Consider the following 14,129-nt stretch of genomic DNA (forward strand, 5'->3'; position numbering starts at 1 on the left):
TGAGCTTTTATCTGTCCATCTTCTTCTTTTAATATGAAGTTTTACGATTTTCCCCCGTAAAGGATAATCATCCACAGTAATTTCTGGAACAAAGCCTTTAGATTCTAAAAGTCGAGCAGAATATTCTTTAGGGATAAGAGCTTTTTCTTCAAAATAAATATGAAGCTCTGTTTGTAATGTTTCGGCTTTTATTATATCAAAGTGTTCTACCAAAAATTCTGGAAGTAATAATTTAAGAAGTTCCTGATCAGTTATCATAAAGCAAAGATAGCAGTATTAAAAATTCCCCCCAACTTTTGCGCCTGAGCCACTTTAACCCGTTATAAAACCTGCCTGAGCCATACTAAAGAGTTTATACGCTGGAAATATAAAATTTCGGATATTGATATTCAAAAAATTGATTATGCTTTTCTTAATGATTTTGAACTGTTCCTGCGAACAGAAAGACTATGCAATAACAATTCAGCAGTAAAATATATCAGGAATTTAGGAAAGGTTATCAGAATTTGTATCGCTAATGGATGGATTCAAAAAGATCCGTTTGTAAACTATCACTCTAAAATTAAGGAAGTAACAAGAGTCTTTCTTAATGAATCTGAGATGTCAGCTATTTCTTCTAAAAATTTCAATAATAAAGGCTGGAAGATATTATACTGTACAACACATACAACTAAAATCAGTAATATGATAAAAATAGATACTAAGCCGATATTTTAATAGCAAATTACTGCTGTCATTATTGACAGCATTTTTTTTAGCATGAACTCGATGTAAGAAAGGAGGGACATTGGAGGGATTCGAACCGTCTCTTTAAACCTCTTTATTTGTCAACATTTTTTTAAGCTGAGTCTCAGGCTACTCACCGAATTACTCACTTTGAAAATGTAGGTTTATAATTCGTTTTGTATGTCAAATATAATAATTTCCACTGTATTTTAAGGAATAACTACTGAGATTTTTAAGATTACAACTTGATCGAACTCACAATTGCAAGCTTTTTGCTCCAATAATTGTATGAAGCAAGGTTTGAACAATTCTGGAATGCATCTTATCTACTGCTTTACTTTCTATGTAATATTAGCTCATCTGTCAGATCAGAAAGATTTTGTGAAATTTTTCTATTCCACTTTTTAATTATCGTTTTATTAAATGTATCCGCAATAGGGCGTAATGATAACTTTGACAGATCTATATCCCAGAGAGGCTCATTTTCATTAATTATCCGCAATGTTCTATCATTAAGATCAAATTGTTCGACAAAGCAATAGTAAAGCAGCCGTAAAAGCATTTTGGGGTTTGTATCTTCCTTTGGGTGCAACTTAAAATAAAGGTAACCGGATTTATCTTTCTTTATTACGTTGAGTGAGATAATCTGTTCTTCTCCGAAAAATTGATACCCCGCGCTCCAGTCACTTAATCGTTTTATTCTTCCTTTATTTGAAATTACATATTTCCCTTCAAAGCCGGGTAATGGTTTCCATTGTTGATCCGGCAAGTCTTTTATCGATAAATTGAAAATAGCAGGTGGATTCTTCTTATTAATTTGTGGCTTACCTAGCTGTTTCCAAAGCGAATCGTTAAATACTTTTTTGGAATTAAATATTGTTCTCACCTTAATCACACCAAAATCTTTATTTCTCTCTCGAAGAACATAAGAAACGGGACATAATGAAAGTTTTGACAGGTCTATATCCCATTGCGGATTACTCTCATTCACCACAGCAAGTCTTCTGTTTTTAAGATCAAACTTTTCTACAAAACAATAATAAAGTAATTTGCTCATTACAGGCAGGACTTCTTTACCTTCATTATTTAATCTGCAATATAAGGAATACGTTGTATCGCTATTGCGTATCATGAAACTGGGATAATATCTGTTCTTTCAAAAATATTTTTCTTCCTTTTGAAGTCCAGCCTTTTAACCGTTTTACTCTGCCTTTGTTAGAAATCATAAAACGATTTTCAAAACTTTGGATTGGTATTGGAATCCAGGATTCTCCGGGAAGATCTTCAAGTGACAGATTCATGCATGGAGGAGGGTATCTTTGTCAATTAAAGGTTTACCCAGCTTCTCCCAAAGAAACTGATTAAATGAGTCAGCTGAAATATCTGATGGTGTAGCGATGATAAAGTCTTCTTTTTTAGGAGGATTACTTTGCAAAAACCATCGAAATGTTCCTGCTGTTAAAAATCTTTTATTAACTACATCCAAAATGCTTTCTGGGGCAATACCTAATTTTTTTCCTGCGACGTAAATACTTTTAAAATCAGCGATGAAAACTCCTTCAGCAGTGTATTGGCTGATGGGCTGTAGGTAGTCAACATGTAGATTCCTTGTTCTATTTTGGCGAAAGGTTTTTAGTCTTTTTTCGCTGGCTGAAATTTTCTCTAGATTATTGCAATGTATATGAAGGCTATTTTCATCTTTACATGAAATAACAATTAAACGGTTATTCATGTCAAATTCTTCAACAAAATGATAATATACCAAACGTGCTACTGATCTTGTATACTTACGACCATCCCATATAAATCCACAATGAACATTAAAAACATCAGCTTGAAGATAGTTATTAAACTGTTTTACAAAAGTCAGCTTCCTAATAAGTTCCGGAAGCCAGCGTTCTTTACCGAATAATGACAAAGATATACGTTCTAAGCTCTTCACCCGTCCATAGTTAGAGATCGCATAATTCTCAAAACCTTTAATCAGCCTCCATTCTTCGTCTGGAAGATCTTCTAAAGATCTATTATAGAGTACTTCTTTTACGTATTGGTCTTCTAATTCAGGAGGTAGCTTCATGGATTCATCTCTTTATTCATAAAATTAACGCTATTCGTAGGATAAAAATAAAGAAAAAGTATAAAATCGTAAGCAAATAATAAATATCCGATCCATTAATCACTAGTGAAACTAAAAGTGTCTCATTAATATAATTTTAGGATTTTTTTAAACATGCTTGAGATTTAATTACATAGTTTTACATATATAAATTCAACTACATGAATCATGGAAAACATTGCTGAAATAATAACCCATTTTAATTTCACTCAGACAAGAAAATCTAAGCAATATTTAATATCATTTTTCAATCAAAAATCCTTTAACAAAAAACAGACCTTATATGTCCAACAAAAACTAAAACTGTTCCTGGATAATTTTCAAATTATTAATAGCTATGAAATCAAGGAAAATAGAGTTTCTGCAATTCAAAAATTTTTGGATGAAATTGATGTCAGCCAATACAATTATTTCACAAGCATTAAATACCGAGAATATTTTAAAGAAATAAATACTAATATTTCTTTGTTAATAGACTTTTTTTATCATTTCGGATTATTATTAAGAAATTTCCAAAAGAAAGAAACTTGTCTAGAGTATTCTTATGAGATTGAAAAAATGATTGTGTTCATCAATTCACTGCCCATCAATGAGTTTTATAACAAAGAACTTGATTTTAAGCAAAGAAAGAATATTTTAGTCAAAATTGCACCCGAAATTGATAAGGGCAATTTCGACTTATTCTGGGATTTCTTTTACATGTTTGATGTATATTCCAGTATTGCGAAAGGAATTAAGTTAAACAATTTGATATTTCCTGAGTTCAATTCTGAAAATATTTTTACAATTGAAAATTTCTACCATTTAGATCTTAACAATGCCGTTAAAAATACTATAAATGTAAAAAATAAAACTATTGTTATTTTCACAGGAGCAAATATGTCTGGGAAACCTACTACAATGAAGTCGATTAGTATTAGTGTTCTACTCGCTCATTTAGGAATTGCAGTTCCGGCCGAATACTGTAATATCCCTTTTTATGACAGTATTTTCCTTTATTTTTCTGTTAATGATAACCTCAAAGAAGGTTATAGTCATTTTGCTCAGGAAATCATAAATGTAAAAGGTGTTTTATTAGAACTAAAATCTAAAAACTGTTTTGTTGTATTTGATGAGATTTTTAGCGGTACAAATATCAATGATGCTGCGCAGATTACTGTAAGTACAATAAATGGCTTATCAAAATTTAAAAACTCTCTCTTTATTTTTTCTACACATTTAAACCTAATCGAAGATCATTTAACTGAAAATGAGAATGCTTTATTACTTCATTTAGAATGTTTTTTAGAAAATAATGAACTGTCATTTACCTATAAGTTAAAAGAGGGCTGGTCTAAACTTGAAATTGGAAAATTATTATTTTATCAATATGGCTTGAATGAACTTTTAAAATGAATACATATAATCAAATGTTATCGATCTTAGGGGGTTAGCATTTAATTTAAGTAAATTTCAACTGACCAGTAATATTTTTTTATTTTAGTAAAAATATTTCATTGAAAGTCCAGTAAATTAAATAGGTATTTTTATTAAAAACAGGAAGAAAAATTGTTTAAAAAATTATTTTATCAAACCGCAACTTATGGTTTTAGTACAGTTTTAGTCAAGCTATTTCCATTTATTATATCTCCATTTATATCTCAAAGGTTTGGCCCGAGTGCGATAGCTCCATTTGTTGATTTTTATTCTGTGGCGGGTATAATAATTGTTTTGCTAACACACGGAATGGAAACCTCTTTTTTTCGTTTTGCTCAAAAAGATATTAGCTCTGGAAAGTTAATGTCAACAGCTTCCTTAAGTGTTATTGGAGCTTCGTTATTTTTCATTATCATATCTTTATTTTTTAGACAATCATTAGCAATAGCATTTAAAACACCGGATCAGGTTAGTTTTTTAGTAATAATGCTAATTATATTGGGTGTAGATGGAATATGTGCCATGCCTTTTGTAATTCTTAGAAAAGAAGGAAGATCAAAAAAATATACATTAGTTAAAACTGTGAATGAAGTTATAAATTTTTTATTTGTTATTTTCTTCATTGTTTTGTTTCCAAAATTTTCTAATGGGCTATTTGGATTTCAATATGACCAAAAGTTCGGAATTGGTTATGTTTTTATAGCTAACCTTATAGCCAGTATATTTTCTTTAATTCTATTATTTGGTGAGTTTAAAAAGATAAATATAAAAGATTTTGATGTTAATTTATGGAAAGAAATGTTATCCTATTCCTGGCCTATAATGCTTGCTGGTTTATCCGGGGTTGTTAATGAAACAATGGATAGACAGTTTTTAAAATACCTCTTACCTAATGGAGAGAATGTAATTCAAATGGCAATTTATGGTACTGTATGTAAGTTAGTAACATTTATTACTTTATTTAGACAGGCGTATCTGCTTGGTGTGGAACCTTTTTTCTTTGCACATGCGAAAAATGAGAACTCTGGTCAAACGTACTCCAAACTAATGACTTGGTTTATTATTGTGAACTGTGTGATATTTTTAGGACTATGTGTTAACCTCAACTGGATTTCAGAACAGTATATACGAAACTCCTCTTTTTATGTTGGTTTACCTATTGTTCCAATTGTTTTGGTTGCAGCTGTATTTTTAGGTATATACTTAAATCTTTCTATTTGGTATAAACTTTCTGACAAAACCAGATTTGGTGCATATATTTCAATTATTGGGGCAATAGTAACAATAAGTATTAATTACTTTTTTATTCCTTCATATGGTTACTGGGCTAGTGCTTGGGCTACATGTGCCTCATACTTAATAATGATGATAGTTTCTTACTATTTAGGACAAAAATATTATCCGATACCATATGAAATAAAGACATGCATTATTTATGTATGTTCAGGAATTGTAGTATCATATATTTCTTATTACTTATTGAAAGGGAATATTATTTATGGGAATATTTTGTTTCTGTTATATACATTATTTATATTTTTTGAGCGCAAACTTTTTATTAACATAAAAAATTATATAAAAAGATAAGGGCAAAAATGAAAACTACTAATTGAAATTTTTTAGAGATCATTTATAAAAAAATTGCAGATTATACAAATACAGCAGATTTATAGTATCTGTTTAAATAATCATAAATTACCAATTCAAATAAACGTTGATTAGAAACAAAAATTCTGTTGATATTCATGTGAAATATGCTTTGGAAAAAGTTTTGCAAAGGTATTCCCAAAGATTGGTTTTCATCATGGTAAATAATATCTTGTAAGATCGAGTTGCTTTCTTCAATATTGGAAGTAATAAAATCCCTTTCCTCTGAAAATTCCTCTGATTGGATAAAATCTAAATATTTTAGTTTAAAATTCCTATATTTTTTATCGAGTTGTGAGTTGAGCTTTTTATCAGCATTAAATTCTTGTTTAAAAGCCGTATTAAAGTCTTTAATCCAATTTAGTTTTTTCTCAATTGAAAGATTGAGTTTACTTAAAACTTCATCAATATAAAAAAGACTAACTAGTAATTTTTCTTCATCACTGTATGCCAAACATTGTAAAGTAAGTTCACTATTTTTGTGGAATAATATTTCAGCATCTTTGATGGTATTTACCCCATAACGTTCAACTTCTCTGTTATAAGTATCCAGTAAAACATTTGAAATCTCACCACTACTTATATATTCTTGTAGGGCATTATTGTTTTTTTCAAAAACTCTATTATAATTCTCCGAATTTTTCAATTTAAATCTTATTCTCAAATGGGATTTAGGATCATTATAGCGAATGAAGAACCATTTTGAAATATAATTTTTTGTTTGAAGAGACTGTATTAAGGGTATAATTACCTCTTCCAAGATAATATCTGAGGTTTTTACTCCTGTGTAAATCTTCAGATATAACCATTCACTTCCGGGAATAAATTTTCTTTCAATCATCACATCTTAATTTTTGGTTCTTTCTTCTTTTTCTTTATTGTACATTGAAAAAATAAATTGATGCATAAAATCACTATTATCATTGTAGATAAACTCCTCAATCATGATTGATTTCTTTTTCTTCAAAGCATCAATAAATAGTTGAACCAAATCATAATTCTCAAGATTAATGGTAAGTTTATTAATCTGATTGTACCCATTGTATCCATTGCGGAATTTGTCTTTTATTTCTCCAATTTCTTAATTCTGCCAATATTTGTTCCTTATTATTAATAATGTCATTTTGTGCTAACATTAAAACATGCATAATTCCCTTTTCTGAAATTTTCCACCAAGCCTTTGAGAGAATGATATTTTGATATTCAACCCTTGGTAAGAATTGATATATCTTTTTTAAATCTCCCCAATTAAAATAGAGTCGCGATCTTATGTTTTGCGAATGTAAATCACACAAGAAATGATAGACAGGCAAAGAGTTAGCAGAATAATTATGAGCGTTGGTTAAATAAGGTTTGACCTCTTTATTTAATTTCTTAGAACGTAATATAATTCTGTTATTTTTTAAAGAAATATACAAATCCTCTACGGAAATTTGATTTTCGGCAGGCAAAAGAGATTGAGCCAAATAAGGGATTTCATATTGTCGTAAAGTTGGTCTTCTGATTACATTTCCAATTCTTGCTTCCGGCAAATGGATAATTTCTGCCAAAATCTCTTCAGGATTGAGTTCCTGCTCTTTTTTGGTAATGTCTTTTGTGAGGTTCCGAACTTTCGATTTTTCTGAACAAAATCGCCCCAGAAGATTAGCCGCACTACTTCCGGTGCTACTGTTTAAGAATAACTTTTCCTGGTTATTATCCGAAACGAGTTCTGTCATGATGGAAATCGTATTGGGCAGATCATCCCAGTTCTGTTCAAAATCTTTAAAGTCTTCGTCTGTTAATTTGATTGTATACTGATTCTCCAATAAAGCTTCCTGCACCTTTTCATTAAGAATCTGATGAACCGGAGTAAGCTCAATATTCTTGTTTTGATTTTTCTGCGAAGCCGGAATTATCAGGTCGTCTAAATAAGGATGAATACCTTTTAATAAAACATTTTGTTTGTAGCCAATATCTACTTCATTATCCAGGATATACAGCAATGGTAATTCCTGTTCTTCAAATATTTCGCTAAACGCTTTTTTAAATTTTGAAAACTCACTTTCCCTTTGACTCAAAGTGATTTTGTTCAAAAAGCTTATTCCCTTTTTTAATTGCCTTTTCCATTCAAATGGCAAATTAAACAAAGCTTTATGATAAAGATCAGCTTGGAAAAGATACTTCGGCTCGTATTCTATTGTAAAAGATTTTATTAATTCCTCAATTTCAGCATACCTGGAGATTGGATTACTAATATTTTGGTCTAATTCATCCAGTTTATTTTTTATCGAAATTAAAATTTCAGCCTCTTTTTTTATTTCCCTTTTACCTAGAATAGTAATAATAGTATCCAAGAAATCGTTTCCTAATACATTAGGTTCCAATTCGCTTACCAATATCTGATTATCGATAAGTTCTTCTACAAATTCCAGAGCTTCTTCTTCTGTGATTTCTTCATCAATCAAAATTTCTGCAATTTGCTGTATCGTTTTTCCTTCTTTTGAAAAATTCAATATCTGCTGTAATTCCTCAGAAAGTGGGGCTAAAGAAATGATATATTCTCTTTTTCCTCCGCTGTACTGGTATTCTATGTAGCGGATTCGGCTTCCTACTTTATAAATACTGTTATTAGGGTAAAATAAAAGCTTGTTTCTTACCTCCAGTTGTTGTACAAAATATTGGGCTAAGGAAACAAGAAAATACATATCCAGCTTGGTATCCCGCAAGAGATTATCAGTTGAGACTTGATGATTTTCAGTTTTGTTACTGAAAGTGTTGGGAATGTCTAAACTGAAGTTCCCCAACCCAACAGATGAAAATAAACCGAATGAAGTACATCGTGTACTTATTCGGCTATAATATTTTAGTATGGTTTGTTTTAGTTTTTGATGCTCTTTTGTTAAAAGCCGTTTTTCTGAATTAATCCATTTATTAATCTCTTTATGTAAAGTCGGTGAAGCTAAATAAATAGCTTCCTGAAATATGGGATTGGTGCAGATTTCTTTCAGTTCTTCATCAGAAATATTAAACCTGTTTAAACTTTTATTTTCCGGAGGAACAAAATGGAGAAAGCCAGATAATGTAGATTTATCCATGTCACATTCAAAGTCTCGAATCTTATTAATAAAGCTTTGAAACTATCCAGCCAGGCATTTGCTTTTTCTATTTTGAATCTTCTCTTATACAGTTGGTTATCAAAATATTTTTCATGTTTGGCACCCCCGTTACGAGGATTCTCTTTAATATTCCCGATTATTTATTTTTGATCCAGAAGATCCCTGAAGTTTTTACTGTCAAAACCAGAATCTGCATTGAGAAATAATCCCTTACACTCTATGTCTGTATCATTCAGCAGACCAAGAATATCTTCCAAAGTTTCTTCAATATCATAAAGGTCATGATGCTCTCCGCTTATTGGCTTTCCCATTGAAAGCATTTGTCCCTGATTATCACAAAGAAAAATACAATTACTGGTCCTAGATGATTTTCTTCCCTGATATCCTACCGATTCTCCTCCTGTTCTGCTACGGGTATGGCTTCCATCCATTTGAACACTAAAAAGATCCAGTTTCCTTCTATGGTTCCGCAGAAGAGAAATCCAGATTAGTCTGAAAGAACCATCCTTACACCATTTGTTGAAGTAATAATAAATTAATTGCCAACTTATGGTTTCTTTTGAAAAGTATTCTTTTGAGACTTAATTCCCGCCATTGACAGCCCGTTTTCAATCGTTTGATAATGAGTCTGAATATGTTTCCTAAATCATATTTCGTAGAAAATCCTCGTTTGCCCCTGCTTAAATGAGGTAAAATCCATTTTTCCAGTTTATCTTTGCTTATGAGTTCCAGATTTTAGTTCTTTTTTTTTGCAACTCTAAATTGCTAATTTTCTGGAAACTCTTTTTCTAAATAAGTTTAAATAGGTTCATTATATTCATCAAATTGATTCTGAAAATTTTTGCATGAAAATAAAGGAATACGTACTACATACTCATCAAAAAACTGGTAAGGAAAGCATGACATTTATTTTTTCTTTTTGGGCTGGTAATCAGGATGGCCAAGCTGCCAAAAGGCAAAGGCAAAAACATCTGATAAGTTTAAGTATTTTTGCTTTAAAAGAAGATCTCGGCCACCATGCCCACCCTTATAATCAACTTTAAGTAAAATAGGATTATTTGCGGTATTATCTGTTTGTAATTTTGCCGCAAATTTTACAGGCATCCAAGGGGCTACCCGTGGGTCGTTGATGCCGGTAGTAATAAAGGTTGCCGGATATTTTATGTTTTTTTTAATATGATGATATGCGTCCATTTCATATAGAGCCTTGAACTCGGATTCAATATTTTTGGAACCAAATTCTTTGACACTATTTAATCCGTTTGGCATTGCCTCAATTCTCAAACTATTTACTATTCCTGCTGTTATGATAGCAACTTTAAATAGGTCAGGTCTTTCAGTCATAGCTCTTCCTACTGTAATACCTCCTGCACTTTGTCCCCAAATGGCTATTTTATCGGCAGATGTATAGTTTTCGTGGATCATATATTCAGCACATGATATTAAATCCTTCCAAGAATTGGGCTTAGTATCTTTAAAGCCTCCTAAATGCCATGATTCGCCCTTTTCTGCGCCTCCTCTTACATGAGCAATAGCAACAATACCACCTTTTAATGCCCAAAGCATAAATGTCATATCTAAAAATGGGCTGTTATTGATTCCATAAGCACCATAAGTATCTATTAAAAGGGGATTTCTTTTATCTTTCGGGAGGTCTTTTTTATATATTAAAGAAAGTGGAATATCTAGTCCGTCATGAGATTTGACAGTTATTTCTTTTACTATAATATCATTGAATTCAGGATACTCTACAATCGATGCTAAATTTTCATGAGTAAATTTTTTTGTTATTGAATCAAATTTAAAACGTTCATTATCATTCTTCCATCCTGTGCAATTTATCCAGAAGTCATTGGATTCATTATTTTGGGTAGTTACGGTAATATCACCTGATGGAAATGGCAATATCAGGTTTTCAATTTTATTATTTTGATAAAGGTATAGTTTAACTTCCACACCATTTTTTGAACTGCTAAAGACAAAGCCGTCTTTAATTTGATAAAGTCCATTAATTACTTCGTTGGGGATGCTAGGAATTATTAGTTTAGGATTTTTAAAATCTGGGGATTTCAATGATGTACAATAAATAGAATTGACACCATTTTTCTCTGATATAAAAATTATACTGTCATTTTTTACAATAAATCCATCAATTTTTTCCTCTTTAGAAAAGAGTAGCTTCCATTGATTTTGTTTATTAATAAGACTAGCTGGTTGGTAGTAAGTATCATTAAAATTTGTAGCACCTGCTATATAACCAAATAAATATTGGCTTTCTTTTGTAGGTAGTTTGACTATAGGATAGTCCTCAGGGTTTATTTTTAAGTTAGGATTATTTTTTTTTGATAAAATTACATTCAGTTCTTTCGGATTTTGTCCTATTTTATAGACAACGGCCTGCATGTTTTTCATAAACAGATCTGAGTTAGGATCTGTTACAGGAAACTGAAGATAAATAAAGCTGTTATTGTCAGGAAGCCATGAAATACCACCACCATTCGTTGGCCAGCAATTTGTAACAAGATCTGGAAGTATTTTATGAGATTCCAGATCATATATGATTATTTCAGAAATTTCTTTTCCGCTTTCAGTTAAGGCAATAGCAACCTTAGAGCCATCATAATTAGGTTTAATATAATTAATTATATATTTTTTATCAGATTTAGGATTATAATTTTCGGGATTTAAAATTTCTGTTTCTGTGCCTTGAAATCCCTTTCTGTAATATAATTTTGCTGTATTTTCATCAGCTCTTTTCTTTAAATAAAAACAAAAATCATTTTCCGTAATATTAATTCTATCTACGGAAAATGATTGTCGCTGATCAAATTCGATTCTTTTATTAACGTAATATTCTTTGTTAGGAATTTTATTAAGAACTGAATCTGAATAATTGGTTTGTGATTGCATCCAGTTAATGACCGAAGGATCTTTTAAATTTTCAAAATTCCTGAACTCATCCACGACCTTAATTCCAAAATAGTCTTCAGTAACAGGCTTTGATGGAGCTAAATTTATTTTTTGGGCATTCAACATGCCAAAAACAATGTGGATAAAAAATATGAAAATTAATCGATGTATCATAACGTAGATTTATCTCCTTGTTCTACCAGTACCTGTTGGTTCATCATCTCCATTAAAATAATTCACATCATTACCACCTCTAATTGATTTAGGATTGCTAATTTTAGTTAGTTGTAATTTTTTTAAAGATAATTTTTTCGAGATTTCTTTTTTCTGTTTCATCTTGCTTTGTTGTTTTTATTTAATTGTTTTACAAATCAACGAAATTAATATATAATTATTCAAGAACTACATACCGAAATTTATAAATTTCGTATAATTTTAAATTTAACTAACTGATTATACGTTAGATAAAAAATCATAACTTTTCCTCTTTTAAAGCTTTTATAAAGTAAGATGGCAGAGTATCTGTCATTTTTTTAAAGGCCTTAGTGAAAGATTCTACATTATTATAGCCGGCTTTATCAGCAATAGCAGCAATCGTATGTTTCTGTAAGTTTTTATACTTCTTTAGTTCTTCATCAATATAATTAATTCTTAATTCATTAAGATATTGAGGGAAATTTTGTCCTTTGAGCTCATTTACTGATTTTGATAAATAGGCTCTGTTTGTATTAAGTTCTTTTGATAATAAATCTAGATTGATTGTTTTATCTAAGAAACGTTTGGTTCTTTCGAATTCTTCTAATTGTATTCTAAGTTGTTTAATTTTATTATTAGATAGATTTGACAGCTTAGGTTTTTCAGTTTCTTGTTTTAATGAAGGGTAAGTTGCTTTATTATCTGTTACCTCAACTTCTTCTGATATAACATCTTTTATATCTTGATGTTTAGCTAATAAGTTGGCTTTGAATTGATATAGTTTTATTTTTTTCCTATTTTTTATTTGTAAAAATATCAAACTAGTTATAAGCAAACCACCTACACCCAACAACCAGAATAAGGTGTAATTTTTAGAATTTAAATCCGCAATTAGGCTTTCCTTTTCACTGAGTAAAAGAGGTGTATCATATTTCTTATTGATTTCTGTGGATAAAAAGCTGTAATTTTTATTTAAGATACTATCAACAGATAAAAGGTGTTCAATGTAAAATAATTGTTTTTCTTTGTTTCCTATTCTTTTATAATAATCAATTAAAAGTGGATAAGTATTTCGCAATTCATAGGACACATTTTTACTTGCTATTATGATTGAATCTACTTTTTCAAATCGATCTATAAAATTTTTATTCTTATTATGATATAAAATTTGTCCTATATAGTACTCACTTAGAGCTACATTTTGAATATTGTCAGGGTTTTTAGTGAAAATTTTGGATGCTTTTTCCAAGATTGGTAAAGCAAGCTTGGAATTTCCTTGTTTGAAAGTGTTGATGCCAGAAACTAATGATAAAGAAGCATATAGATCTTGATCTTTACTTTTTGAATTTTGTTCAAACCCTCGTTTTACATAGTAATTTGAAGAATCTAAATTATTACTTACGTGATAGGCATAAGACAAATTATATAAGCACTTCTCATAATTGATTTGATTTGTAAGATTATTCTTTTCTAAATAATTTTTATATCCTATTAGAAGTTTTAAAGCCTCTGGGTAATTCTGCAATTCAAGCTTTAGTAGACCTATACAGGAATTTATATTATGGTAAAGTTCACTATCCTTTTCGGCATACCCCTTAGCAACTAAATAATTATCTAATGATTTAGTATAATCTGCATCATAATAATAGTAAACCCCTTTATATCGATATGCTTTTGACAAATATTCAGGTTTTTGCATTTTTTTTGATACAGTAATCATACTGTCTATAAATGAAATGGCCTGCTTATTATTGCTTATTTTATATATTGACTCATATCCATCAACAATTTTTTCATCATTTTTATTTTTTTTCCCTTTTGACAGAATTGTATTAGCATAAATTTTTGCTTTATCTGTATTGTTATAAAGTTGTTTTTCAAAGGATTTTTCTAGTTGCTCAAAACTTTTTTGTTTTAAGGAGTCTGGGATACGAAATCCCTTTATACTTTGTGAAAAATATAAATTTTGACAAAAAATAAGTAGATAAAAGAAGAACTTCTTTTGCATATTGTGTTTCAAA

The 14,129-nt window shown here is 30.1% G+C and carries 13 protein-coding genes; 3 read left to right on the plus strand and 10 right to left on the minus strand.

Annotated features, from left to right (window positions below; genetic code table 11):
- Positions 1 to 258 (minus strand): ISAon1 family transposase N-terminal region protein (locus CHRY9293_RS11885; protein WP_162033179.1); only part of this gene is annotated, 258 nt, incomplete at its 3' end.
- A gap of 96 nt (positions 259 to 354) precedes the next feature.
- On the opposite strand from CHRY9293_RS11885, the gene CHRY9293_RS11890 reads away from it, so the two are divergent.
- Entirely contained in the window at positions 355 to 717 is a 363-nt protein-coding gene (locus CHRY9293_RS11890; protein WP_238476826.1) for a phage integrase SAM-like domain-containing protein, read from the plus strand.
- Between the two features lie 343 nt (positions 718 to 1,060).
- Here the strand turns inward: CHRY9293_RS11890 and CHRY9293_RS11895 are convergent, their stop codons facing one another.
- The 3 genes from CHRY9293_RS11895 to CHRY9293_RS11905 are packed head-to-tail and all read right to left on the minus strand — an operon-like array spanning position 1,061 to position 2,803.
- Complete coding sequence (locus CHRY9293_RS11895; protein ID WP_162033180.1) at positions 1,061 to 1,858, minus strand: NUMOD4 domain-containing protein; 798 nt, start codon at positions 1,856 to 1,858, stop codon at positions 1,061 to 1,063.
- The gene (locus CHRY9293_RS11900; protein WP_162033181.1) at positions 1,845 to 2,027 is read right to left on the minus strand and encodes an NUMOD4 domain-containing protein; all 183 of its coding nucleotides are present in this window, start codon (positions 2,025 to 2,027) and stop codon (positions 1,845 to 1,847) included. Before CHRY9293_RS11900 ends, CHRY9293_RS11895 begins: the two co-directional genes overlap by 14 nt.
- Positions 2,024 to 2,803, minus strand: a complete 780-nt coding sequence (locus CHRY9293_RS11905) for an NUMOD4 domain-containing protein (protein WP_162033182.1) — start codon at positions 2,801 to 2,803, stop codon at positions 2,024 to 2,026. The genes CHRY9293_RS11900 and CHRY9293_RS11905 overlap by 4 nt, the downstream gene beginning before the upstream one ends.
- A 207-nt stretch (positions 2,804 to 3,010) precedes the next feature.
- On the opposite strand from CHRY9293_RS11905, the gene CHRY9293_RS11910 reads away from it, so the two are divergent.
- Positions 3,011 to 4,237, plus strand: a complete 1,227-nt coding sequence (locus CHRY9293_RS11910; protein WP_162033183.1) for a MutS-related protein — start codon at positions 3,011 to 3,013, stop codon at positions 4,235 to 4,237.
- A 153-nt stretch (positions 4,238 to 4,390) separates the two neighbouring features.
- Positions 4,391 to 5,845: a lipopolysaccharide biosynthesis protein gene (locus CHRY9293_RS11915; protein ID WP_162033184.1), complete on the plus strand. Its 1,455-nt coding sequence runs from the start codon at positions 4,391 to 4,393 to the stop codon at positions 5,843 to 5,845.
- Positions 5,846 to 5,906: 61 nt separating this feature from the next.
- Here the strand turns inward: CHRY9293_RS11915 and CHRY9293_RS11920 are convergent, their stop codons facing one another.
- From CHRY9293_RS11920 to CHRY9293_RS11945, 6 genes are all read right to left on the minus strand, one after another.
- Complete coding sequence (locus CHRY9293_RS11920; RefSeq protein WP_228455523.1) at positions 5,907 to 6,746, minus strand: thiopeptide-type bacteriocin biosynthesis protein; 840 nt, start codon at positions 6,744 to 6,746, stop codon at positions 5,907 to 5,909.
- A 181-nt stretch (positions 6,747 to 6,927) separates the two neighbouring features.
- Positions 6,928 to 8,982 (minus strand): lantibiotic dehydratase family protein, encoded by a 2,055-nt coding sequence (locus CHRY9293_RS11925; protein ID WP_162033186.1) that lies wholly within the window; start codon positions 8,980 to 8,982, stop codon positions 6,928 to 6,930.
- Between the two features lie 161 nt (positions 8,983 to 9,143).
- A complete protein-coding gene (locus CHRY9293_RS18725; protein WP_228455524.1) occupies positions 9,144 to 9,434 on the minus strand; it encodes a hypothetical protein in 291 nt (96 codons plus the stop codon).
- Between the two features lie 475 nt (positions 9,435 to 9,909).
- On the minus strand, positions 9,910 to 12,087 hold the full coding sequence (locus CHRY9293_RS11935; RefSeq protein WP_162033187.1) for a prolyl oligopeptidase family serine peptidase: 2,178 nt from the start codon (positions 12,085 to 12,087) through the stop codon (positions 9,910 to 9,912).
- A 9-nt stretch (positions 12,088 to 12,096) separates the two neighbouring features.
- Complete coding sequence (locus tag CHRY9293_RS11940) at positions 12,097 to 12,249, minus strand: hypothetical protein (protein WP_162033188.1); 153 nt, start codon at positions 12,247 to 12,249, stop codon at positions 12,097 to 12,099.
- A gap of 136 nt (positions 12,250 to 12,385) precedes the next feature.
- Positions 12,386 to 14,116, minus strand: coding sequence for a helix-turn-helix domain-containing protein (locus CHRY9293_RS11945; protein ID WP_162033189.1), 1,731 nt, complete (start codon positions 14,114 to 14,116; stop codon positions 12,386 to 12,388).
- Between the last annotated feature and the right edge of the window lie 13 nt (positions 14,117 to 14,129).

The organism is Chryseobacterium potabilaquae, from assembly GCF_902728265.1.
GTDB lineage: Bacteria > Bacteroidota > Bacteroidia > Flavobacteriales > Weeksellaceae > Chryseobacterium > Chryseobacterium potabilaquae.

What these genes read in the sequence shown, in the direction of transcription:
- CHRY9293_RS11935 (WP_162033187.1), bottom strand. Translation starts at nt 12,087, where the DNA reads ATGATACATCGATTAATTTTCATATTTTTTATCCACATTGTTTTTGGC.
- CHRY9293_RS11895 (WP_162033180.1), bottom strand. Translation starts at nt 1,858, where the DNA reads ATGATACGCAATAGCGATACAACGTATTCCTTATATTGCAGATTAAAT.
- CHRY9293_RS18725 (WP_228455524.1), bottom strand. Translation starts at nt 9,434, where the DNA reads ATGGATGGAAGCCATACCCGTAGCAGAACAGGAGGAGAATCGGTAGGA.
- CHRY9293_RS11940 (WP_162033188.1), bottom strand. Translation starts at nt 12,249, where the DNA reads ATGAAACAGAAAAAAGAAATCTCGAAAAAATTATCTTTAAAAAAATTA.
- CHRY9293_RS11925 (WP_162033186.1), bottom strand. Translation starts at nt 8,982, where the DNA reads ATGGATAAATCTACATTATCTGGCTTTCTCCATTTTGTTCCTCCGGAA.
- CHRY9293_RS11910 (WP_162033183.1), top strand. Translation starts at nt 3,011, where the DNA reads ATGGAAAACATTGCTGAAATAATAACCCATTTTAATTTCACTCAGACA.
- CHRY9293_RS11900 (WP_162033181.1), bottom strand. Translation starts at nt 2,027, where the DNA reads ATGAATCTGTCACTTGAAGATCTTCCCGGAGAATCCTGGATTCCAATA.
- CHRY9293_RS11920 (WP_228455523.1), bottom strand. Translation starts at nt 6,746, where the DNA reads ATGATTGAAAGAAAATTTATTCCCGGAAGTGAATGGTTATATCTGAAG.
- CHRY9293_RS11905 (WP_162033182.1), bottom strand. Translation starts at nt 2,803, where the DNA reads ATGAAGCTACCTCCTGAATTAGAAGACCAATACGTAAAAGAAGTACTC.
- CHRY9293_RS11945 (WP_162033189.1), bottom strand. Translation starts at nt 14,116, where the DNA reads ATGCAAAAGAAGTTCTTCTTTTATCTACTTATTTTTTGTCAAAATTTA.